Here is a 22,918-nt window from a genome sequence, read left to right as displayed (position 1 = left end):
GGCCTATTGTAGGGTCGAGCCTGCTGGACTGCTCGAAGAGCGTGCCAACCGAGGTTGGCACCCACCAGAGCGGTAGCGCCGGGCCATGCCCGGCGGCGCCCTCACCGTCCCAGACGCTGGTCCCGAGCCTTCTGGTCGGTCATCGCCTTGTCCAGCTCGGCCTGCAGCGCTGGCTGCTGCACGGCGGCATCCAGCACGTACACCTTCACGCCATGCGCGGGCACTTCGGCCTTCAGGGAGGCATCCACCTGCAACGAACCGCCGTCCAGCGCATCACGCCAGCGGCCAGCCTGGACGTAACGCGCCACGGTGAAGCTCCTGGCCTGGTCGCCCTTGTTCAGCAGCACCAGCGCGGTCTGCGCCACCTCGCCCTGCTGCAGCACGCGGAAGAACACCGCCTCATCACCCTTCAGCCGCTCGTTCACCTGCAGGCCGCGCTGCAGCGCCGGGGTGGCTTCGCGCAGTCGTGCGATGCGCTGCAGCGGCGCGTAGATGGGGCTCTTCGGCGCAGCATCCACACGTGGCTGGCCGAAGTAGGCGCGGTTGCCGGCGTGCTCGGCGCGGCCACGCATGAAACCGGTCTCCGAGCCGTAATAGACCACCGGAATGCCGCGCGCGGTGAACAGCCAGTTGTGCGCATCGATGAAGCCGCTGTCGCTGGCCTGCAGGCGCGGCATGTCGTGGTTGTCGTAGAAGCTCATCAGCTCGTACGGGTTGGCGTACGGCCCCCCGCTCAGGTGCAGCGGCTCGGTCAGCGTTTCAAAGCCCTTGCCGGCGGTGCCGAAGGTCTGCTCCAGTGCACCGCGCAGCGGGAAGTCGAGCACGCTGACATTGGCGTTGGCCGGCCAGGTGTGCTCGGCAATGGTCGCCGCGTTGTAGTCGAAGGCTTCGCCAAACATGAACATGCCCGGATGCTCGGCGCGGATGCGCTTGACGAATTCATGCCACCACGGGTGCGGCAGCCAGCCGATGGTGTCGATGCGCAGCGCGTCCACGCCCTGCGCGGTCCATTGCAGGTAGGCACCCACCAGGTAGTCCATTACCGCCGGATTGTCCTGGTTGAAGTCGGACAGCTCGGCCAGATTGCCGTCGAAGATCGAGCCGTCCTTGCTGTCGACCGGACCGATGTTGTTGTAGAACGCGTGCAGCGGGTTGTGCTTCGGGTCCAGCTTCTGCGGCGGCAGGTTCTGGTGGTCGGCGATCAACTTTCCATCCTTGTCGAAGATCTGACCGAACTGCGGTTGCCGTGTCGGCATGGTCCAGGCCGGCGAACCGTGGTTGCCGACGATGTCCAGCACCACCTTCAAGCCGGCACCGTGTAGGCCCTTGGTCAGTCCGGCGAAGTCCAGGTCCCTGCTGGGCAGGTGCTCATCGAGTCTGTAGAAGTTGATGCCCCAGTAGCCGTGGTAGCCGGTCTTGCCACGGTCGGTCAGCGTGCTGGTGCAGCTGATCGGCTTGCTGCCGGTAAAGGCTTCGTCCGGGTTGTCCACGATCGGCGTGATCCACACCGCGCCGAAGCCCAGGTTGCGGATGTACTGCGCGTTGTCCAGCACGCCGCGGAAGTCACCGCCCAGGTAGCCGATGTTGCCATCCACCTTGTCCGGGCACGGCACCGGGATATCGAAGGTGCGGTGCTTGCCGCCCTGGTCGCGGTGATCGTTGGACGGATCGCCGTTGACGAAGCGGTCGGTGACCACGAAATACACCGCATCACTGGCGAACGGTTCGGTGGTACCGACGTAGTCCGGACGCGGCGCGGCCACCGCCTGACCAGCCAGCACCAGGGAAACAGCAACAGACAGCGCACCACGCATCACACCACCTCCGGACGGGACGGAACCCGCAGCACGCACAGGCCGGCGACGAACAGGCTGCAGCCGCCCAGCACCAGCACATGCATCGGTTGACCACCCAGCCAGGCGCGCAGGGCAAAGCCGAGCGCGCTGGCCGCGACCAGCTGCGGGATCACGATGAAGAAATTGAAGATGCCCATGTACACGCCCATCTTCGACGCCGGCACGCTGTCGGACAGCAGTGCGTAGGGCAGTGAGAGGATCGACGCCCAGGCGAAGCCGACGCCGACCATCGACAGCAGCAGCCAGTGCGGGTCGCGGATGAACATCAGCGAGACCAGACCGGCGCCACCCAACCACAGGTTGAGCAGGTGGCTCCAGCGCAGGCCGATGGCACGCACCATCGGTGGAATCAGTACCGCGGCCAGCGCAGCGAAGCCGTTGTAGGCGCCGAACAGTACGCCCACCCAGTTGGCGCCCTCGTTGTAGGCCGCCGTCTTCGGGTCGTCCGAACCGAAGTGGACACCGGCCACTGCGGCAGTGGTGTAGATCCACATGGCGAACAGCGCGAACCACGAGAAGAACTGCACCCAGGCCAACCGCCGCATCGTGACCGGCATCGCCCGCAGGTCGCCCACGATGGCGGCCAGCATATGCGTGCCAGGCAACGCGCGGGCCACGGCCAGCAGCAGGCCGTAGCCGGCACACAGGCCGGCCAGCACGTACAGCATCCGGTCGCCCTGCCGCCACGCGATCAGCAGCGCCAGCAGCACGCCCAGCCCCAGCCATACGGCCACCTGCGTCCAGGGCGCCGGACCGCTGATCGTCGCCGCCGCGTAATGTGCCGGCGGCTCGGCATCATCGAACCCGGCCAGCTCCGCCGGTGAATATTCGCGGGTGCTGACCACCGTCCAGGTGATCGCCGCCAGCAGCACCACCGCGCCGAAGTAGAACGCATAGCGCACGGTGTCCGGCACTTCACCTGCGGCGGCCGTATTGGCGACGCCGAAGTGGGCCAGGATGAACGGCAGGAAGCTGGCGACGATGGCGCCCACGCCGATGAAGAAGCTCTGCATGGCATAGCCGGTGGGGCGCTGGCGTGGCGCCAGCTGGTCGCCGACGAAGGCGCGGAACGGCTCCATCGATACGTTGATCGAGGCATCCAGCACCCACAGCGTACCGGCGGCGATCCACAGCGTCGGCGAATTCGGCATCACCAGCAGGGCCAGCGTGGTCAGCACCGCACCGATCATGAAGTATGGACGACGGCGCCCCCAGCGGGTCCAGGTGCGGTCGGACAGGTAACCGATCACCGGCTGCACCAGCAGGCCGGTCAGCGGCGCGGCGATCCACAATCCAGGTACCGCGTCGATGTCCGCGCCCAGCGTCTCGAAGATGCGGCTGGCGTTGGCGTTCTGCAGGGCGAATCCGAACTGGATACCGAGGAAGCCGAAACACATGTTCCAGATCTGCCAGAACGACAGTTGTGGCTTGGCGGGACGATTCATCGTGCGTCCTCTTCCGCCGCCACCTGCGTCACCTTCAACGCTTGCACCTGCGCCTGGTTGAGCACGCCGTCGCGCCCGCCCTTTCCGCCGGTGTAGTGCGCGAAATGCTGCAGCGCGCTCATGTTGAAGCCTTCTTCAAGCGCGACCGTGCACGGCCCCTTGGGCACAGCGAACGTTGCCGAGGTCGAGTCCTGCACGGCCACGCTGTGCGGCATCGCAACCGTATGCCGCTGCAATGGCTGGCCCGGGCACTGCAGTGCCAGCTGCTTGACCGCAGCCGTGACGCCGGTGTTGATCGGCCCGTTCGGGTTGCGGTACTGCAGGCGCAGGCGCACCTGCCCGGCCTTGGCCGAGGTGAACTGCCAGCGATCCTCGCCCTTCAGCACCTGCTGCGGACCGACGCAGAGCATCGGGCTGTGCAGCGATTCCAACGTGCCTTCGCGCCGGGTCAGGCTGAGGCAATGCTGCAGGCCATCGTCGCTGATGCGCGCCACGCCGTTGCTGTCGGTGACCGCCTTGCCGTCCTTCCACAGCACCTGATCGGCTGCCACCGCAACGTTCCAACCCGCGCCCTTGCGCAGGGCCTGCGGTGCCACCGGCGTGGCCGGCGCACGCGCGTTGGCATCCGCAGTCGTGGCAGCGAAACCGGTTGCTGCCGGGGCGGCGACCAGCTGCACCGTCGTGGTGCTGCCACGCGTGGTGGTTCTGCCGGCCACCAGCAGGCCATCGCCCACGTTCTGCGGGCGCTCCAGCACATAGCGCTTGCCGTTGGCTTCCAACGTGATGCGGGGATGCGTGCCGAACAGTTCTGGCACCAGCACTGCCGGCAGCTTGGGCTGCACGCGGCCATCGTCCTGCACGCCGAATACACCTTCGACCACCATCGACAGGTACCCCGCCACCGACCACAGCTGCCGTTCGGAATTGACCACCGGTCCGCTCAGTGCGCCTTCCTCGACATGCACTGCCTGGCTGACCAGCTCGTAGTTCTCCATGTTGGAACCGGCCAGCGCGGCGCCCTGCATCAACGAGCGGATCTCTGCGGCGATGCGCGGCGCATCGTCCAGCTGCCGCGCCGCACGCAGCGAGTAGGCACTGACGAACGGCCAGATCGCGCGGTTGTGATAGATCGGCTGCTGCCCTTCCTGCGGCCAGACCACCGGACTGCCGGCCGGCCCGATCGGGTACGCCGCCAGCGCACGGCGCGCACGCCCGGTCGGCAGCACGTCGGCCAGGATACCCAGCGACAGGCCCAGCAGATCGACCTTGGCGTACGGCACCGGGTGCGCCGCTTCGCCGACGTAGCTCATGTACTGGCCCATGTCCTCCCGCCAGAAGCGCGCATCGATCTGCTGCGCCAACGCATCGGCCCACGCCTTGTACTCGTCCGCGCGGGCATCGCCGCGCTGGCCGGCCAGGCGTTCGGCCAGGCGCAGCGCCTGGTAGTGCAGTACGTTGGTGGATAGCGCGTAGGAATCACCGATGAAGCGCACGTCCTCGCGGGTCCAGTCCGGATAGGTCTGCTCGCGCCAGTCCAGGAACGAGGTCTCACCGCGGTACAGGCCCATCTGCGCGTCGAACACCATCGCGCGGTCCTGCGCCAGCGTGCCCTGCAGCGCCTGCCAGACCTGCTCGGCAAACGCGAGGTCCTCCAGCAGGTGGCGCGCGGCCAGGAACCACACCACGCGGTCGCTGCTGATCGGCCAGCTGCCGCCGGACCCGGTGTCCTGCGCCACGAACAGGCCGGGCGTGTGCCCGTCGCGCGCCGCCGACAGCTTGAACTGCAGCGACTGCCGGGTGCGCTGCGGGTCCAGCCGCGCCAGCGCCAGATCGGCAGCGAAGCTGACATCGCGGGTCCACACATAGGGCCAGCGCGCGCCGGTCTGGAAGCACTCGCACGGCACCGGCCGGCCTTCGTCGAACGCGGGATCGCGAATCGCGTCCACACGGTCCTGGTCCATCTCCTGCTGGGCCAGCGCGAACAACGCGTCGAACATCACGCTGCCGGTCTGGCTGCGCATCGGCATGGGCGCGATACGCACCTCACCTTTCGGCGCATGCAGCACGAAGCTGCCGTTGGCAGCGGCTTCGGCGCGCGCTTGGCGGCCGTCGAATTGCAGGTCGGCCGCCTGCGCGGTCGATCCCAGCGCTGCCCCGAGGGCAGCGGTCAGGCAAATGATCTTCAGCATCGAAGCGGCGGACCGGCTTGCGCCCGTCGGCCTCCCTCCCTCTCTGCACGCGTTGTAGGTCCGCACCGTCGTTGCCGGCGGGCGGGCACGGCCCCTCCCTCAAGGTGCCTTGGCCCCATGGTAGACGCGGGGCTGTCGGCTGCGTCCAGCTGCATACGTATTCATGGCGTCACGCGGTAGCGCGCCTGCCGCGCTGGCTTATGGTCCGGGTCTGCCAACGGCGCCTTGGGAGGGGAACTGCCGATGTCACCCACTGCTGTACGCGCGGCAATCGCGCACCTGCTCGGCCTGGCCCTGCTGGCCTGGGCCACGCTGGCACAGGCCGCGCCACAGGTCGCGCCACAGGTCGCCAGCATCGAATCACCCGGCAAGGTGCTGAAGGTCAGCCTGGTGCTGGACGGCGGCACCGCCCGCTACCGCGTCGAGCGTTTCGGCGAGCCCGTGGTGGAGGATTCAAAGCTCGGCTTCGCCCTGCGCGATGGCCGCCTGGACCGCGATTTCGCCCTGCTCGGCCAGCAGCGGCGCAGCGTCGACGACAGTTGGGAGCAGCCGTGGGGCGAGCGCCGGCTCACCCGCAACCACTTCAACGAGCTGACCGTGCAGCTGGCCGAGACCACGGGCAGCAAGCGGCGGCTGGATGTGGTGTTCCGCGTCTACGACGACGGCCTCGGCTTCCGCTACGTGTTCCCCGAGCAGCCGAACCTGCGCGAAGCGATCATCGATGACGAGCTGACCGAGTTTGCCATCGCACAGGATTCCACCGCCTGGTGGATTCCCGCCGGCGAACCGATCCATTACGAGTACCTGTACCAGCGTACCCCGCTGCGCGAAGTGCCGCAGGTGCATACGCCGATGACCCTGCGCAGCCGCGATGGCCTGCACGTGGCGATCCACGAGGCTGCGCTGGTGGACTACGCCGGCATGTGGCTGCGCCGCACCGAGGGCCAGCGCCTGCGCGCGCAGCTCTCGCCCTCGGCCGAAGGCTGGAAGGTGCGCCGTGCCCTCCCCTTCGCCACACCCTGGCGCACGCTGCAGGTTGCTGACCGCGCGGGTGGCCTGATCGAATCGGACCTGATCCTCAACCTCAACGAACCCAATGCGCTGGGCGACGTGAGCTGGGTGAAGCCCGCCAAGTACCTCGGGGTGTGGTGGTCGATGCACCTGGACAACGAGAGCTGGGCGACCGGGCCGAAGCATGCGGCCACCACCGCCAAGACGAAGAAGGTGATCGACTTCGCTGCTGCGCACGGCTTCCGCGGCGTGCTGGTGGAAGGTTGGAATCCGGGCTGGGACGGCATGTGGGTGGGTAATGGCTACAACTTTGATTTCACCCGCGCCACGCCCGATTTCGATATCGAAGCGCTGTCGGCGTATGGCCTGAAAAAGGGCGTGCACCTGATCGGCCACCACGAAACCGGCTGTGCAATCGAGCACTACGAGGATCAGTTGGGCGCCGCGCTGGACCTGTACGCACGGCTGGGGGTGGACCAGTTCAAGACCGGCTACGTCTGCGACGATGGCCAGGTCGACCGGCGAAATCCGGCTGGCGGCTCGCTCTGGCGCGAGTGGCACGACGGGCAGTTCATGGCCCGCCATCACCTGAAGGTGGTGCAGGAGGCCGCGCGCCGGCACCTGTCGGTGAACCCGCATGAGCCGATCAAGGACACCGGCCTGCGCCGCACCTACCCCAACTGGATCTCGCGCGAAGGCGCACGCGGCATGGAGTACAACGCCTGGGGCCAGCCGCCGAACCCGCCGGAGCACGAGGTCAACCTGGTGTTCACCCGGATGCTGGCCGGGCCGATGGATTACACCCCCGGCATCCTCAGCCTGAAGGGCCGCCACGGCCAGGCCATTCCCAGCACGCTGGCGCGCCAGCTGGCGCTGTACGTGGTGCTGTACAGCCCGATCCAGATGGCCGCCGACCTGCCCGAGCACTACCTGCAGCATCGCGAGGCGTTCCGCTTCATCGAAGACGTGGCGGTGGACTGGGAGCAGAGCCGCGTGCTCGATGGCGAGGTGGGCGACTACGTGACGATCGTGCGCCGCGACCGCAACAGCCGCGACTGGTTCCTCGGAAGCATCACCGATGAACACGGCCGCGTGCTGCCGGTGTCGCTGGGCTTCCTGGAACCCGGCGTGCGCTATCGCGCCGAGATCTACCGCGATGGCGAGGGCGCTGATTTCCGCAGCAACCCGTTCGCGTTCGCACGCGAAACCCGCGAGGTGACCAGTGCCGATGCAGTGACGCTGGTACTGGCACCGGGCGGTGGGCAGGCCATTCGCTTCACGCCTATCCGTTGAACGTCTTCCTGCCTGCGCGCCGCTGTAGCGCCCGAGACCACGCTCGGGCGGCGGTGCGCAGCACCGGAACGCAGCCGAGCATGGGCTCGGCTCTACAGAACGATGCACCTGAAAGCGATTACACCCCTGCAAACGGCATTGAATACGTATGCAGGGTGATTCCCGCGAAGAACGCGCTGCCTACCATAGCGGCGACGACAGCGGCCACCGCGTCGCACGTCCACGGTCACTCCGGGACGTTCACGAATCGATCTGCAACATTGCCTGGGAGGGGAAAATGTTGAACCACAAGCGCAGCGCGCTGAGCATCGCGCTGGCCGTTGTCCTGGCGCCGACGCTGGCGTCTGCACAGTCCACGCAGAGCACCACCACGCCGGCCGCCACCGCCGCCACCAACCTGGATACGGTGCAGGTCACCGGCATCCGCCGCGGCATCGAAAACGCGATCGCGATCAAGCAGGACGCCACCTCGGTGGTCGAGGCGATTTCCGCCGAAGACATCGGCAAGCTGCCCGACGTCAGCATCGCCGAATCCATCTCGCGCCTTCCCGGCCTGGCCGCCCAGCGCGTTGCCGGCCGTGCGCAGGTGATCAGCGTGCGCGGCCTGTCACCCGACTTCGCCACCACCCTGCTCAATGGCCGTGAAGTGGTCAGCACCGGCGACAACCGCGGTGTCGAGTTCGACCAGTACCCGTCCGAGCTGGTCAACGGCGTGACCGTCTACAAGACCCCGGACGCGGCCCTGGTCGGCCAGGGCCTGTCGGGTACCATCGACATGCAGACCGCACGCCCGCTCAGCTTCGGCGAGCGCGTGATCGCGGTCAGCGGCCGCTACCAGAAGAGCTCCCTGGGCCGCGCCGCCAACATCGATCCGTACGGCAATCGTTTCAGTGCCAGCTACATCGACCAGTTCTTCGACAACACCCTGGGCATCGCCATCGGTTACGCGCACAGCGACATGCCGATCCAGGAGAACCAGGTCGGCCTGTACGAGCCGTGGACCACCGAACACACCGACAAAGGCGAGCGTCGCGGAATCGCACCAGGCACCTACTTCACCGATGGCATCAAGGCGCTGCGCCGTACCGGCAACAACAAGCGCGACGGCGTGATGGCGACGATCCAGTTCCGCCCGAGCAACAGTTGGACCAGCACCTTCGACGCATTCCACACCGAAGCCGAGCAGATCGACACCGCCAACCAGTTCGAGCTGAGCCTCAGTGGCAATGGCGAGGACAGCAACAATCCCAACGCGATCCTGCCGGTGTTCAGCAATGTCGGCCGCAATGCCGATGGCAGCTTCACCGGTGGCACGATCAGCAATGCGTATCCGCTGGTCCGCGGCATGTACAACAAGCGCAAGGACAAGATCGACGCGTTCGGCTGGAACAACGAGTTCAACGTCGGTGGCGTGAAGCTGGTCGCCGACCTGAACTACTCGAAGGCGACCCGCCGCGAGATCAACCTGGAAAACAACCTGCAGCTGGTGCCGCGCCCGCAGTTCGACACGATCGGCCTGGTGGTGAACAACAACAGCTTCTCGCAGATCACGCCGGGGCGCGACTATTCCAATCCGGACAGCCTGTTCCTGACCAATACGATCTATGGTTCCGGCTACGGCAAGGTGCCGGAAGTTGAAGACCGCTTGAAGGGCGCCAAGCTGGCGGCGACGCTGCCGGTTCCCGAGGCCATGTCCAGCTGGTTCTCGGATGTGGACGTGGGCGTGAACTATGCCGACCGCCGCAAGCAGAAGGCCCAGGCCGAAGGCAACATCCTGCTCGGCGCCCAAGGCGAATCCACCATCGCCCCGGACCTGCAGTACCGCCCGGTCAACCTCGGCTTCGCCGGCATCGGCTACATCCCGTCGTGGAACGTTCCGGCAGCGGTGGGTCGCTACATGACCTTCAACCCGGTCGACAATCTGGACTACCTGATTCCCAAGTCGTGGACGGTCGAGGAGAAGATCACCACCGCGTGGGCACGCCTGAACATCAACACCGACATCGGCGTGGTCGGCGTGCGCGGCAATATCGGCGTGCAGATGCAGCACACCGACCAGAGCTCGGATTCGCGCTACTGGGACAGCTCGCAGCCGGCGGGCAGCAACATCCAGCCCTTCTCTGCCGGCAAGACCTACAAGGATTGGCTGCCGAGCTTGAACCTGGTGTTCATGTTCCCGCACCAGCAGACGCTGCGCTTCGCCGCCGCCAAGCAGGTCGCGCGCCCGCGCGTGGACCAGATGCGTGCCGGCCTGGAATTCGGTGTGGATACCAACAACGGCCGCCCCGGTGGCAGCGGCGGCAATCCGCTGCTGGATCCGTGGCGCGCGACCGCGCTGGACCTGTCCTACGAGAAGTACTTCGGCGAGAAGGCCTACGTGGCTGCGGCGATCTTCTACAAGGATCTGAAGAGCTACGTCTACACGCAGTCGGTGGACAACTATGACTTCAGCGGCCTGCTGGGCAATTACGTGCCGCCGCCGGGCATGACCGCACCGGTGCTGACCACCGGTACTTTCTCCACGCCGCAGAACGGCAAGGGCGGCACGTTGAAGGGGCTGGAGCTGACCGGGTCGTTCCCGCTGGAGATGCTGACCGACAGCCTGCGCGGCTTCGGCGTGCAGGCCAGCGCGACCTTCAACAAGAGCGACATCACCATTCTGGATCCGGAAAGCGCCTCCAGCGTGGGCAGTGACCCGATCAGCCTTCCCGGCCTGTCCAAGCGTGTCTACAACTTCACCGCCTACTACGAGCGCAGTGGCTTTGAAGCACGCGTGAGCCAGCGCCGCCGCTCGGACTTCATTGGTGAGATCGGCAACTTCAACGGCAACCGCACGCTGCGTTACGTGGTGGGCGAGAACGTAACCGATGCACAGGTCAGCTACACCTTCAGCGACAGCAGCAGCCTGCGCGGGCTGACCCTGCTGCTGCAGGGCAGCAACCTGACCAACGAGCCGTACCGCACCTATGCCGGCAGCAAGGACCGCCCGCTGGAGTACATCGAGTGGGGCCGCACCTACATGCTGGGCGTGAACTACAAGTTCTGATCACGACCGGGTAGTGCCGGCCGCTGGCCGGCAACCCATGGGGAGCAGGACCGGAAACCCGCTGCGCAGGCAGCGGGTTTTCTTCTGCGCGGATGCCGGCCGTTGGTCGGCCAGGCCCACCCACAAAAAAGGGACGGGGCGCTTCGGCCCCGTCCCCGCAAGTACCGCCACCGGAGAAAACGGTCAGCTGCGTCGGGCGCAATACACCGCGCGCGGCGGCAGCTGGAGTTCATTGCCCTGCACCGTGCCCGCATCCGGGCCCGGTACCGTCACCTGCTGCCAGTTGCCCGGCGGCAGCGGATGGCTCACCGCCTCGGCCGACAGGTTGAAGGCCAGCAGGAGGGTTTCATCTGCAAGCATACGCTCGAACAGCAGCACTGGCTCGGCACTTTCGATGAATCGGATGCTGCCATGCAGGAGCGCCGGCTGGCTATGCCGCCAGGCCAGGAACCCCCGGAACGCGGCCAGGACCGAGTCCGGGTCGCGCTCCTGCACCGCCACGGCCGCGGCGCGGTGCTCGGCCGGGATCGGCAGCCACGGCTGGCCGGAAGTGAAACCGGCCAGCGGCGCATCGGTCCACGGCATCGGCGTGCGGCAACCATCACGGCCCTTGAAGTTCGGCCAGAAGGTGATGCCGTAGGGGTCCTGCAGGGCCTCGAACGGCACCTCGGCCTCGGCCAGGCCCAGCTCCTCGCCCTGGTACAGGCACACCGAGCCGCGCAGCGAGCACAGCAGCGCCACCAGCATCCGCGCCAGCCGCGGGTCGGCCGGGTGCCCGCCCCAACGGCTGACCGCCCGCTCCACGTCGTGATTCGAAACCGCCCAGCACGGCCAGCCTTCGGTCATCGCCGCTTCCAGGCGGGAGACCGTGTCGCGGATGTAGGCCGCGCTGTAGTCGTCCACCAGCAGCTCGAAGCTGTAGCCCATGTGCAGGCGGCCGTCCCGGGTGTACTCGGCGGTGGTGGCCAGCGAGTCCTCCGAGGAGATCTCGCCCAGGCTCACCGCGCCCGGGTACTCGTCCAGCAGCGCGCGCAGGCGCTCCAGGAAGGGCAGGTTCTCCGGCTGGGTGTTGTTGTAGTAGTGGTACTGGTACGCGTACGGGTTGTCCGGGCTGAAGCCGCGGCCCACGCGCTTGTCGGCGGGCTTTGGCGGGTTGTCGCGCAGCTGCGCGTCGTGGAAGCAGAAATTGATGGCGTCCAGGCGGAAGCCGTCCACGCCGCGGTCCAGCCAGAAGCGCACGTTGTCCAGGGTGGCCTGCTGCACGTCCGGGTGGTGGAAGTTCAGGTCCGGCTGGTCGACCAGGAAGTTGTGCAGGTAGTACTGCTCACGGCGCGGCTCCCACTGCCAGGCGCCGCCGCCGAACAGCGACAGCCAGTTGTTGGGCGGGGTGCCGTCCTCGCGCGGGTCGGCCCACACGTACCAGTCGGCCTTCGGATTGCTGCGGTCCTGGCGGCTCTCGCGGAACCAGGCGTGCTCGATCGAGGTATGGCTCAGCACCTGGTCGATCATCACCTTCAGGCCCAGGCCGTGGGCCTTGGCCAGCAGCCGGTCGAAGTCGTCCAGGCTGCCGAACAGCGGGTCGACGTCGCGGTAGTCGGCGATGTCGTAGCCGAAGTCAGCCATGGGGGACTTGAAGAACGGCGAAATCCAGATCGCGTCCACGCCCAGCGCGGCGATGTGGTCCAGCCGCTCGATGATGCCCGGCAGGTCACCCACCCCGTCGCCGTTGGCATCGAGGTAGCTGCGCGGGTAGATCTGGTAGATGACGGCTCCGCGCCACCATGGATAGTGCGACATCGACAGCCCCCCTCCGGGCATGCAGGGCCCACCGGAAGCGGGCCGAAATCCTGTTCAGGCAAGCTTAGCGGTGGCCTCCGGGGCATGGCGCAGCCTGCATACGTATTCACGCTGGCCGCTGGCGTGACCGCGCCGCAGCGGCGTGCCAGTCCGGTTTGCGCCCGGAGTTCACGGGCAACGCCTATAATCAACGGCGAGCCTGAAAGCCTGATCGCATGACCATCACCGAAGACACCCGTCCCGCCCTGGGCCTGCCCCAGATCCAGTCGCTTGCTGCGGCCGACATGGCCGCCGTCGACGCCCTGATCCGGCGCCGGCTGTCCTCGGACGTCGTGCTGATCAACCAGATCGCCGATCACATCATTTCCGCCGGCGGCAAGCGCCTGCGCCCGATGCTGGTCATGCTGGCCGGCCATGCGGTCGGCCAGGCCGGCCCGGATCACCACCAGCTGGCGGCAATCATCGAGTTCATCCACACCTCCACCCTGCTGCATGACGACGTGGTGGACGAATCCAGCCTGCGCCGTGGCCGCAGCACCGCCAACGCGCTGTGGGGCAATGCACCGAGCGTGCTGGTCGGCGACTTCCTGTACTCGCGCAGCTTCCAGCTGATGGTCGAACTGGAGCGCATGTCGGTGATGCAGATCCTGGCCGATGCCACCAACCGCATCGCTGAGGGTGAGGTGTTGCAGCTGCTGCACGTGCACAACCCCGATACCGACGAAGCCGCGTACCTCCGCGTGATCGAGCGCAAGACCGCGGTGCTGTTCGCCGCCGGCACCCGCCTGGGCGCGCTGGCCAGTGGCGTGGACGAAGCCAAGCAACAGGCCCTGTTCGACTACGGCATGCACCTGGGCTACGCATTCCAGATCGCCGATGACGTGCTGGACTACTCGGCCAACGCCGACGAGCTGGGCAAGAACCTGGGCGATGATCTGGCCGAAGGCAAGGCGACGCTGCCGCTGATCCACGCGATGGCGAACTCCGACGACGCCACCCGTGAGCGCCTGCGCACCATCGTGCAGGACGGTGATGCCTCGGCGATGCCGGAAGTGCTGGCTGCGATCCGTGCTACCGGCGGCCTGGAGTACAGCCGCGCGCGTGCCGAGGAATATGCCGAAGCCGCCGAGCGCGCGCTCGATGGTCTGGGCGACAACGACGCGGTCGCCGCCCTGCGCGGCCTGGCCCGCTACGCGGTGCAGCGCTCGCATTGATCGGTTGAGGTGTGCCGACCAACGGTCGGCACCTACCGTGGCTGTGGGTGGATGCCGACCATTGGTCGGCACTGGAACATCGGTGGGTGCCAACCTTGGTCGGCACGCCTTTGTTTACCGGAACCGCTCCTCGAAGAACTCATCCAGCGCCTTCCACGCGCGCTTGGCCGCCCGTTCGTTGTACTGGCAGCCCGGCGGACTGTTGGCATCGCGCTCGGCAAAGCAGTGCACCGCACCACTGTAGTTGGTGAACTCCCAATCGACCTTGGCCGCGTTCATTTCCTTCTGGAAACCGGCGATGTCCTCGGCGGTCACGCTCTTGTCGTCGGCGCCATTGAGCACCAGCACCGACGGATGGCTGCCACCGGCCTGCGCCGGCAACGGCGAGCCCAATCCACCGTGCAGGCTCACCACACCGGCCAGCGGCGCACCGGCCCGGGCCAGCTCCAGCACCGTGGTGCCGCCAAAACAGAAGCCCACCGCGCCGATCCGGCTGGCATCCAGCGGCACCTTGCCGGCCTGCGCCTTGAGCACGTTCACCGCCTCCAGCGCGCGGGCACGCAGCAACGGCCGGTCGTTGCGCAGCTTGGTCGCCACCGGCCCGGCCTCGGCATCGGTCTTCGGCCGCACACCCTTGCCGTAGACATCGGCCACCAGCACCACGTAGTCGTCACCGGCCAGCTGCTTGGCCTTCTCGATGGCCGATTCGTTCACGCCCTTCCAGTTCGGCACCATCACCAGGCCAGGGCGCTTGTCATGCTCGCCGTCGTCATAGACCAGCACGCCACTGAAGGTCGTGCCCTGGTGTTTCCATTCCACCGGCTGCGTCTTCATCGCCGCCCACGCCGGCATCGCCGCCAGCCCCAGGATCACCGCCACACCGCATCGCCAACGATTCATGCGCCTGCTCCGCAAGAAAAAGGGGACGGAGGGGATTAAGCCGTAATCGCCCCTCCCGCGTCGCATTCTGCATTGGCGGCGTGACGCAGGTGTGGTTGGATACGACTTAATCCCCTCCGTCCCCTTTTTTCGCATGAATCTTGTTGATCGCTTTCTGTCTGGCCTGATCCCGCGTTTGCCTGCCGAGGATGCCCCGCAGTGGGCACATGTCCAGGGCGCCAGCGCCGAAGACCTGCAGCGCCTGCGTGTGCAGTGGCCGCAGGTGCCGGGCAGCCTGGTGGAGCTGCTGTCGCGCGTGGATGGCACCCACTACCGGGAGTACCCCGCGGGCAAGGTCTGCGTGCTGATGCTCGGCTCGGATGTCGAGGACGGCGGCTATCCGTACTACCTGCGATCGGTCGCGCAGATCTTCGAGGACCAGCAGCGGTGGGACGACAGCATCCGTTCCATCTACGAAGAGTGGCTGGATGACGAGCCGGAGATTCTCGGCGAGGGCATCGATGCGGATCTGCCGATGAGCCGCCGGCTGTGTTTCTCGCACTGCATGAACAACGGTGGCACCTCGATGCTGTATCTGGATTTCGATCCGGCACCGGGCGGCACCGTCGGCCAGGTGGTGCGCTACCTGCACGATCCGGACAGCTACGCGGTGATCGCACCGAGCTTCGATGCGTACCTGCAGCAGCTGATCGATGGCGATTACGCGTTCATCGACGAAGACCAGTAGATCCACGCCATGGGTGGATGAATTCCCCGCTGGGTTGCCGGCCAGCGGCCGGCACTACCCTCAGGCGATGCCCAACCCCGGAATCGCGCTGATGCTGTCCGGATCGAACCCGGCCAGTTCGGCGAAATGGCGGCCACGCGCCACGTAGTCGCGGTAAGCACCAAAGCTCGGCGCACCCGGCGACAGCAGCACCACCCCGCCCTGCGCGCCCAGCGCCGTGCGCGCCAACGCCATCGCCTCGGCAAGATCGCCCGCAGCGTGCAGGCCGAAGCGGCCGGCGTCGGCCAGCGGCTGCAGCATCGCGTGGATGCGCGGGCCGTTGCTGCCCATGGTCACGATCTCCACCGGCGGCACATCGTGCGCCATGTGCTGCAGGAAGTCGGTCCAGTCCAGGCCACGGTCGTGCCCGCCCACCAGCAGCGCGATGCGCTGCCCGGCGAAGCATTCCAGCGCGGCCAGGCTGGCATGCGGCGTGGTGCTGATCGAATCGTTGACGTAGGTCAGGCCATCGGCCACGCCAATCCGCTGCAGGCGGTTCGGCAGCGGGCGGAAATCCTGCACCGCCGGTGCCAGCGCCACCGCGTCCAGGCCCAGCGCTTCCAGTGCAGCCAGCACCGCGCACAGGTTGCCGCGGTTGTGGCGGCCCGGCAGCGGCGTGTTGCGGGTATCGAACACCGCCTGTTCGCCGCGATGCACGATGTCAGCGCGCATGTGCCACCCCTGCGGCTGGTTGAACCAGACCACCTCACTGTCGGGCAACGACAGCGCGGCCAGATGCGGATCGGCGGCATTGAGCACGGCGATGCGCGGCGCAGCTTCAGTCACCAGCCGCAGCTTGTCTTCGATGTAACGTTGTTCGCTGCCGTGCCAGTCCAGGTGTTCGGGGAACAGGTTCAGTACCACCGCCACCTGCGGATGAGCGCCACTGCGCGCCACTTCACCGGTCTGGTAACTGGACAGTTCCACCGCCCAATACTCGGGTGCCGGCTTCGGATCCAGCACTTCCAGCAGCGGCAGGCCGATGTTGCCGACCAGGCCGGTGCGATGGCCGGCGGCACGCAGCAGGTGCGCGACCAAGGCGGTGGTGGTGCTCTTGCCCTTGGTACCGGTCACGCACACGGTGTCGTGCACGATGCCGTCGTCGGCCGCGTGTTCGGCAAACCACAGCGCGGTGCCGCCGATGAAGGTGGTGCCCTGCTCTGCCGCCGCCAGCGCGATCGGCTGGTAAGGGCTGATGCCGGGCGACTTGATCACCACATCGAACGCGGCCAGCGCTTCGGCCGAGGGTTCGCCAAGCACCTGCAGCGCGCCCTGCGTTTCCGCACGCGCGGCTTCGGCTTCAGCGGCCGGGCAGAACAGGCTCAGGCCAAGCGTTGGCAGGCGCTCACGCAGCACCGCAAACGCGGCGCGGCCCTCACGGCCCCAGCCCCACAGCGCAACGCGCTTTCCCTCAAGCTTCGAAATCTTCACGCACCCGTTCCCACAGCGCAGCCGGAACGCGGTGCTCGCCCTGCAGCTGCAGCAGCGGCGCCAGTTCCAGTTCGGCGGCATCCAGCTGCGGCTGGATCTCGTTGCAGAAGCGCTTCACCAGCACGTCTTCCTTCCACTCCGGGCGCTGCGCCAGGGTCGCCATCGCCGCACGCGATTCGCGGCCTTCGCCCACGCACTCGAACGGCTTGTGGTCCTGGAACTCCAGCAGCGCATCGAAGCCACCGGCCTGCTCGGCATCGTCCAGCAGGTTGCGGCCGAAGATGCGCACCAGGCGCGTCTTGGGCATGAACGGGGCCAGCGCCAGGAACACGAAATGGCACTTCGGGCAGACGCCGCACCAGCGGTTCACCGGGCGCTCGCCGAGGATGTGGAAGTTGCGGTTGCAGCTGGAGAAATGCGCGTCGTAGAAATCGGTCTTGGCGAACTGGCGGGCCACCGCCAGCTCCGACATCGGGCGCAGCAGCGAGTAGTACTGCAGGTCTGCCGCGACGTGCTTCTGCACGTGGCTGCCGAACGCCTGCTCGAACGCCCAGCCCTTGGACCACTGGTGGTTCACTTCGCCGGTGCCCGGAATCTGGCTGCCGTAGCTGGCCGAACGCTCGTTGGAGAACACCACCTGATCCACACCCTGCAACAGCGCGGCCAGCACCATGATCGCCGAGTTCACCGCGGTAACCGGGATATGCCCGTTCCACGCGCCCTGGCGGTTGAGCTCGAACAGTTCCGGCGCCAGCGCGCGGCCCAGGTTCAGCGTCGGCAGGCCGGTGCGCTCGGCACAGGCGCGGATCAGCTGCGAACCACCGATCCAGGTCACTGTTTCGTCCACGCCGGCACGCCGCAGCGCTTCGATGCTGACCAGCGAATCCTTGCCGCCACCGATGGCCACCAGCGCATGCGCCTGCAGGCCCAGCACCGGCGCCTGCGCCGCTTCGCCCTGTACCGGCAGGCGGAAGCGCCCGCGCAGGTTCAGACCGTTGCGGTAGGCGAACTCGCCCAGGCCGTTGAGGTAGACCGTCTCCACCAGCGCCGCGGTATCGGCATCGATGGCGTAGCTGTCGATGCTGACCGTCTCCGGCACGCCCGCCTTGTAGTAGCTGACACCGGCGATCAGGTGCAGCAGCTGCAGCGCGCGCTGCACGGCGGCGGTACGCGCCTCGTCAAGCACGAACGGGGCGCCCGGCACGGTGATGGTTTCCACCATCTCCGGGCCGTCATCGAAGGCGTAGACCAGCTTGGCCACGCCGGTTTCCGCAGCGAATTCGCAGCGGACGAAGCGGAAGCGGGAAACCTGGTGTTTGTCGAAAGCAGTCATGGTGTATCCGGTCAGGCACGGGCCCGCGCGAGGGCGCGGGGCGTGTCGGTGGGCGGGTGCAGGGCGCGCGCGGCGATCATTCGATCACGTCTTCGCGCGGCAGCATCCGCTGGTTGTAGGTGTTGGCCATCGAATAGCCGTAGGCGCCGGCATCGGCGATCAGCATCACGTCATCCGGCGCAGTCGACACCGGCAGCTTGCGGCGCTTGCCGAACACATCGCTGGATTCGCAGATCGGGCCGACCACATCGAACGCCGCTTCGGCATAACCGCCCTGGCGGCTGAGGTTCTCGATGTCGTGCCAGGCGTCGTACAGCGCCGGGCGCATCAGTGCGTTCATGCCGGCGTCCAGGCCGACACGGCGCACGCCGTCCTTTTCCACCACCTGGGTGGCATGGGTCAGCAGCACGCCCGATTCGGCCACCAGGTAGCGGCCCGGCTCGATCGCCAGGCGGAATGCCGGGTGCAGTCCCTTTACCTCGGCCAGGCCCTCGGCCCAGGCGTCCAGGTCGAAGGGTTCGTCTTCGTCGCTGTACGGAATCGGCAGGCCGCCACCGATATCGATGGTCTGCACGCTGCCGATGCGGCGGGCGAAACCGGCCAGCTCATCGCACATCAGGCGCCAGTGCTGCGCGGTTTCCACGCCGCTGCCCAGGTGCGCATGCAGGCCCACCACGCGGCTGCCCAGTTCGGTGGCCGCGCGCACGAACTCGTCGACGCGGGCGATCGGCAGGCCGAACTTGGACTCCTTGCCACCGGTGCGGACCTTGGCGTGGTGGCCCTCGCCCCGGCCCAGATCGACGCGCAGCCACAGCTCGCGGTTACGGAACAGGTCCGGCCAGCGCTGCAGCGCTTCCACGTTGTCGACGGTCACGGTCACGCCCAGCGCAAACGCCGCCTCGTACTCGCTGCGCGGGCAGAAGCTGGGGGTGAACAGCACGCGCTTGGGCGACAGTTCCGGCAGGTGCTGGAACACATGCTTCAGCTCGCCGTGCGACACGCACTCCAGGCCGAAGCCTTCGGCTTCCAGCAGCTGCAGGATGGCCGGGTGGCTGTTGGCCTTGATCGCGTAGTAGCGCTGGTCGATCGGCTTGATCGCGGCCAGCGCGCGGGCGCGGGCGCGCACCGTCGGCAGGTGGTAGACGTAGCGCGGCGTACCGGCATCAGCCAGCTGCAACAGGTGGGCACGCTGGCCCCGCCACCACGGCGTGCCACGCGGGCGCACGGTGCCGGCGATTTCGCGCCAGCGCGGGCCGAACACCTCGGTCTCTTCCACCGGCATCGCACCGCTGTCGATCAGCTCGGCGTGCAGCACCGGCAACAGGCCATCGGCATCGGCTTCGTCGATGACGAAGGTCAGGTTCAGGTCGTTGGACGACTGCGAGATCATGTGCACGCGCTCGCGGCCGAAGGTGGCCCACACGTCCGACAGCTTGTGCAGCAGCGAGCGCATGCCACGGCCGACCAGGGTGATCGCCGCGCACGGCACGATCACCTTCACCTTGCAGATCTGCGACAGGTCGGCCGACAGCGCGGCCAGCACATCGGTGTTGACCAGGTTCTCGGACGGGTCCAGCGACACGGTGACGTTGGTCTCGGCCGAACCGATCAGGTCCACCGACAGGCCATGCTTCTTGAACAGGTTGAACACATCGGCCAGGAAGCCGACCTGCTGCCACATGCCGATGCCTTCCATCGACACCAGCACGATGCCGTTGCGGCGGCTGATCGCCTTCACCCCCGGCACCGGTGCGGCGCTGCCGTCGATGCTGGTACCCGGCAGTTCCGGGCGCTCGGTATCGAGGATGGCCATCGGCACGCCGGCATCGCGGCACGGCTTGATCGAGCGCGGGTGCAGCACCTTGGCGCCGGTGGTGGCGATTTCCTGTGCTTCGTAATAGTCCAGGCGGGTCAGCAGGCGCGCGTCCGGCACATCCTTCGGGTTGGCGCTGAACATGCCCGGCACATCGGTCCAGATCTCCACGCGGCTGGCGCCGAGCAGCGCACCGAAGTACGCCGCCGAGGTATCCGAGCCACCGCGGCCGAGGATGGCGGTGCCGCCATCGGCATGCCGCGAAATGAAGCCCTGGGTGATCAGCAGGCGGGTCGGCTGCGCGCGGAAGCGCTGCATCCACTCCGCATCGGCACGCCACTGGCAGTTCACCGACAGGCGCTGCGACCAGTCGCTCTGGTTCGGCTGCGGCGGCATCGCATCCAGCCACTGGCGGGCATCCATCCAGCCCATGTCCAAGCCCGAGGCGTGCAGGTAGGCCGCGCCCAGGGTGGAGGACAACAGCTCGCCCTGGCCCAGCACGTCGGCCTGCCAGTCCAGCGGACGGGTGGCCGCACGCGCGTCGTCCAGCAGGCCCTGCAGCGCCGCCAGGCGCTCGGCCAGCACTTCGCGGCCCAGGCCCAGTTCAACCAGGAAGCCCTCGTGGCGCTCGACCAGCGCCGCCACGCGATCACGGCTGTCCGGCGCGCCATCGGCGATCGCGGTCAGTTCGTTGGTGACCCCGGACAGCGCCGACACCACTACCAGCACGCGCGAGCCGGTCTCTTCCGCACGTTTTTTCGCCAGCTTCCCGATCGTGTCCCAGCGATGACGACGCGACACCGAGGTGCCGCCGAACTTCAGTACGATCCAACGATCGACAAGGGGGGAAGCTGACATGGATTGGCTATGTAGAATGTGGGGAAGCCGCCCTCGGGGGCGGAACCTTTGATTCTAAGCGCAATATCACCGTAGATGGCCGTCCTCCGTTACCTGCAGCTCGATGTCTTCGCCCCCCGCCCCGGCACCGGCAACCCACTGGGCGTCATCCTGGACGCCGACGGGCTCTCAAGTAGCCAGATGCAGGCCCTTGCCGCTTGGCTGAACCTGTCCGAGACGGTGTTCTTCCTGCGCCCCAGCACGCCGGGCGCAGACTACCACATCCGCATTTTCACCCCGACCCGCGAGCTGGCGTTTGCCGGCCACCCCAGCGTCGGCGCCGCCTGGGCGGCGGTGACCTGCGGCTTGGCGCAACCGCGCGACGGCGCCCTGTTGCAGCAATGCGCGGCGGGGTTGCTGCCGGTACGGGTGAGCGGTCCGGCCGTGGCACTGCAGATCCAGCTGGCCAGCCCCCCGGCGCGGCAACTGGACACCAGCGCGGACGCCGCGCCGAAGGAGCTGCTGGCGCTGGCTGCCTGTGGGCACGTACCCGAACTGTGGGACAACGGTGCACGCTGGTGGCTGCTGCCGCTGCGCGACGCCGCCGCCGTGCGCGGACTGGCGCCAGACATGGCGGCCCTGCGCGACTGGAGCCTGGCCACCGACGCTACTGGCTTGGCCGTGTTCGCCGACGAGCCCGGCGACGACCACGCCCGCGTGGTGCGCGCCTTCTGCCCCGCTGACGCGGCCGCCGTACCCGAAGACCCGGTGACCGGCAGCGCCAATGCGCTGATCGGCGCCTGGCTGCGGCAGCGCGATGCCCTGCCCGGCCGAGAAGGCCGCTACGTGGCCAGCCAGGGCCGCGAAGTGGGCCGCGATGGCCGCGTGCAGGTGCAGGTCGACGCGCAGGGCACGGTGTGGATCGGCGGCCAGGTGCAGTGCGTGATCGACGGCAGCATCCGTTGGTAGCGTCGGGCCACGCCCGGCGAACGCCGCACACGGACGCCGGGCATGGCCCGGCGCTACCGTATCCCCTCTCGTTTTACGGAGTTTGCCCCCTATGACCACCCGCCGTTTCCTGCAGCTGGACGTGTTCTCCCCGCGCGCCGGCGCCGGCAACCCGCTGGCCGTGGTACTCGATGCCGAGGGCCTGGATGACACCAGCATGCAGGCCATCGCCCGCTGGACGCGGCTGCCCGAAACCACCTTCGTGTTTCCGCCGCAGGCACCCGGTGCCAGCTACCGGCTGCGCATGTTCAGCCCGCAGAAGGAAGTGCCGTTCGCCGGCCACCCCAGCGTCGGTACCGCGCATGCGGTGCTTCAGAAGGGCCTCGCCACACCAGTCGAGGGCGTGCTGGTGCAGGACGGCATTGCCGGTGCTCTGCCGCTGCGCGTCAGCGGTGAAGGCGCGCAGCAGCGCATCGCCATCCGCACCCCGCGCGCGCAGCTGGCCGAGACTGCCGAGGCGACCGATCCTCGCCTGCAGGCCGCACTGAAGGGCTGGCCGCTGGGCACGCTGCCACCGGCACGCATGCAGGGCGGGCGCAGCTGGTGGGTGGTGCAGGTGGCCGATGAGGCCGCATTGCGCGCGCTGCAGCCGGACTGGGATGCGGTGGCCGCACTGGCCGAGACCACCGACAGCATGGGCGTGTTCGCCTATGCCTTCAGCGATGGCAGCGAGGGCTTCGACCTGGCGGTACGTGCCTTCGTCGGCAATGGACGCCGCTTCGAAGACGCCGCCTCCGGCGCCGCCAACGCCGTGCTGGCCGCATGGCTGGACCTGCGCGATGCGCTGCCGCGCGGCCGCGCACCGTTCGAAGTCAGCCAGGGCCGCGAAGTGGGCCACGATGCGCGCCTGACGCTGCTGGTCGACGAGGACGGCGAGGTCTGGTCGGGCGGCCAGGTGCAGACCGTCATCACCGGCACCATCGATTGGTAAAGGGACACTGTAGAGCCGAGCCCACGCTCGGCTGCTCTTCGGCCAGAT

General features: G+C 67.6%; 14 protein-coding genes. 6 read left to right on the top strand and 8 right to left on the bottom strand.

Going from position 1 to position 22,918, the window contains the following annotated elements; all coding sequences use genetic code 11:
• Positions 1–101: 101 nt before the first annotated feature.
• The 3 genes from AC5P8D_RS07515 to AC5P8D_RS07505 are packed head-to-tail and all read right to left on the bottom strand — an operon-like array spanning position 102 to position 5,490.
• Positions 102–1,814, bottom strand: coding sequence for an alpha-amylase family glycosyl hydrolase (locus AC5P8D_RS07515; RefSeq protein ID WP_495203220.1), 1,713 nt, complete (start codon positions 1,812–1,814; stop codon positions 102–104).
• Positions 1,814–3,301: an MFS transporter gene (locus AC5P8D_RS07510; RefSeq protein ID WP_049455570.1), complete on the bottom strand. Its 1,488-nt coding sequence runs from the start codon at positions 3,299–3,301 to the stop codon at positions 1,814–1,816. Before AC5P8D_RS07510 ends, AC5P8D_RS07515 begins: the two co-directional genes overlap by 1 nt.
• On the bottom strand, positions 3,298–5,490 hold the full coding sequence (locus tag AC5P8D_RS07505) for a glucosidase family protein (RefSeq protein ID WP_495203219.1): 2,193 nt from the start codon (positions 5,488–5,490) through the stop codon (positions 3,298–3,300). Before AC5P8D_RS07505 ends, AC5P8D_RS07510 begins: the two co-directional genes overlap by 4 nt.
• A gap of 237 nt (positions 5,491–5,727) precedes the next feature.
• Here AC5P8D_RS07505 and AC5P8D_RS07500 point away from each other — a divergent pair, with 237 nt between their 5' ends.
• Entirely contained in the window at positions 5,728–7,794 is a 2,067-nt protein-coding gene (locus AC5P8D_RS07500; RefSeq protein ID WP_495203311.1) for a glycoside hydrolase family 97 protein, read from the top strand.
• A 277-nt stretch (positions 7,795–8,071) separates the two neighbouring features.
• A complete protein-coding gene (locus AC5P8D_RS07495; protein WP_049413531.1) occupies positions 8,072–10,840 on the top strand; it encodes a TonB-dependent receptor in 2,769 nt (922 codons plus the stop codon).
• A gap of 183 nt (positions 10,841–11,023) precedes the next feature.
• On the opposite strand, the gene AC5P8D_RS07490 is transcribed toward AC5P8D_RS07495, so the two are convergent.
• Positions 11,024–12,637: an alpha-glucosidase family protein gene (locus tag AC5P8D_RS07490; RefSeq protein ID WP_010483519.1), complete on the bottom strand. Its 1,614-nt coding sequence runs from the start codon at positions 12,635–12,637 to the stop codon at positions 11,024–11,026.
• A gap of 215 nt (positions 12,638–12,852) precedes the next feature.
• On the opposite strand from AC5P8D_RS07490, the gene AC5P8D_RS07485 reads away from it, so the two are divergent.
• A complete protein-coding gene (locus AC5P8D_RS07485) occupies positions 12,853–13,851 on the top strand; it encodes a polyprenyl synthetase family protein (RefSeq protein WP_495203218.1) in 999 nt (332 codons plus the stop codon).
• A gap of 114 nt (positions 13,852–13,965) precedes the next feature.
• Here AC5P8D_RS07485 and AC5P8D_RS07480 read toward each other — a convergent pair whose 3' ends face one another.
• Entirely contained in the window at positions 13,966–14,751 is a 786-nt protein-coding gene (locus AC5P8D_RS07480) for a dienelactone hydrolase family protein (protein ID WP_049434513.1), read from the bottom strand.
• Positions 14,752–14,884: 133 nt separating this feature from the next.
• On the opposite strand from AC5P8D_RS07480, the gene AC5P8D_RS07475 reads away from it, so the two are divergent.
• Positions 14,885–15,478, top strand: a complete 594-nt coding sequence (locus AC5P8D_RS07475) for an SMI1/KNR4 family protein (RefSeq protein WP_019337089.1) — start codon at positions 14,885–14,887, stop codon at positions 15,476–15,478.
• 60 nt (positions 15,479–15,538) lie between these two features.
• On the opposite strand, the gene murD is transcribed toward AC5P8D_RS07475, so the two are convergent.
• The 3 genes from murD to AC5P8D_RS07460 form a co-directional block, all read right to left on the bottom strand.
• Entirely contained in the window at positions 15,539–16,948 is a 1,410-nt protein-coding gene (gene murD, locus AC5P8D_RS07470) for a UDP-N-acetylmuramoyl-L-alanine--D-glutamate ligase (protein WP_495203217.1), read from the bottom strand.
• A complete protein-coding gene (murL, locus tag AC5P8D_RS07465) occupies positions 16,929–18,281 on the bottom strand; it encodes a UDP-N-acetyl-alpha-D-muramoyl-L-alanyl-L-glutamate epimerase (protein ID WP_313412030.1) in 1,353 nt (450 codons plus the stop codon). The genes murD and murL overlap by 20 nt, the downstream gene beginning before the upstream one ends.
• A gap of 76 nt (positions 18,282–18,357) precedes the next feature.
• Positions 18,358–20,952 carry a bifunctional aspartate kinase/diaminopimelate decarboxylase gene (locus AC5P8D_RS07460; protein WP_495203216.1) on the bottom strand — a complete coding sequence of 865 codons (2,595 nt, stop codon included), beginning with the start codon at positions 20,950–20,952 and terminating at the stop codon, positions 18,358–18,360.
• 75 nt (positions 20,953–21,027) lie between these two features.
• Here AC5P8D_RS07460 and AC5P8D_RS07455 point away from each other — a divergent pair, with 75 nt between their 5' ends.
• Entirely contained in the window at positions 21,028–21,900 is an 873-nt protein-coding gene (locus AC5P8D_RS07455; RefSeq protein ID WP_217015355.1) for a PhzF family phenazine biosynthesis protein, read from the top strand.
• A 91-nt stretch (positions 21,901–21,991) separates the two neighbouring features.
• Complete coding sequence (locus AC5P8D_RS07450; RefSeq protein WP_217015353.1) at positions 21,992–22,870, top strand: PhzF family phenazine biosynthesis isomerase; 879 nt, start codon at positions 21,992–21,994, stop codon at positions 22,868–22,870.
• The last annotated feature ends 48 nt before the right edge of the window (positions 22,871–22,918 follow it).

The sequence above is a fragment of the Stenotrophomonas sp. YJH_SMC_101-4 genome (genome assembly GCF_059370395.1).
Note: the sequence above shows the minus strand (reverse complement) of the source record. Positions and strands in the feature narration are given on the sequence as shown.

Excerpts from the sequence above, each read along its gene's own strand:
- AC5P8D_RS07515 (WP_495203220.1), bottom strand. The coding sequence starts at position 1,814 with ATGCGTGGTGCGCTGTCTGTTGCTGTTTCCCTGGTGCTGGCTGGTCAG.
- AC5P8D_RS07510 (WP_049455570.1), bottom strand. The coding sequence starts at position 3,301 with ATGAATCGTCCCGCCAAGCCACAACTGTCGTTCTGGCAGATCTGGAAC.
- AC5P8D_RS07505 (WP_495203219.1), bottom strand. The coding sequence starts at position 5,490 with ATGCTGAAGATCATTTGCCTGACCGCTGCCCTCGGGGCAGCGCTGGGA.
- AC5P8D_RS07495 (WP_049413531.1), top strand. The coding sequence starts at position 8,072 with ATGTTGAACCACAAGCGCAGCGCGCTGAGCATCGCGCTGGCCGTTGTC.
- AC5P8D_RS07490 (WP_010483519.1), bottom strand. The coding sequence starts at position 12,637 with ATGTCGCACTATCCATGGTGGCGCGGAGCCGTCATCTACCAGATCTAC.
- AC5P8D_RS07485 (WP_495203218.1), top strand. The coding sequence starts at position 12,853 with ATGACCATCACCGAAGACACCCGTCCCGCCCTGGGCCTGCCCCAGATC.
- AC5P8D_RS07480 (WP_049434513.1), bottom strand. The coding sequence starts at position 14,751 with ATGAATCGTTGGCGATGCGGTGTGGCGGTGATCCTGGGGCTGGCGGCG.
- AC5P8D_RS07475 (WP_019337089.1), top strand. The coding sequence starts at position 14,885 with ATGAATCTTGTTGATCGCTTTCTGTCTGGCCTGATCCCGCGTTTGCCT.
- murL (WP_313412030.1), bottom strand. The coding sequence starts at position 18,281 with ATGACTGCTTTCGACAAACACCAGGTTTCCCGCTTCCGCTTCGTCCGC.
- AC5P8D_RS07460 (WP_495203216.1), bottom strand. The coding sequence starts at position 20,952 with ATGTCAGCTTCCCCCCTTGTCGATCGTTGGATCGTACTGAAGTTCGGC.
- AC5P8D_RS07455 (WP_217015355.1), top strand. The coding sequence starts at position 21,028 with ATGGCCGTCCTCCGTTACCTGCAGCTCGATGTCTTCGCCCCCCGCCCC.
- AC5P8D_RS07450 (WP_217015353.1), top strand. The coding sequence starts at position 21,992 with ATGACCACCCGCCGTTTCCTGCAGCTGGACGTGTTCTCCCCGCGCGCC.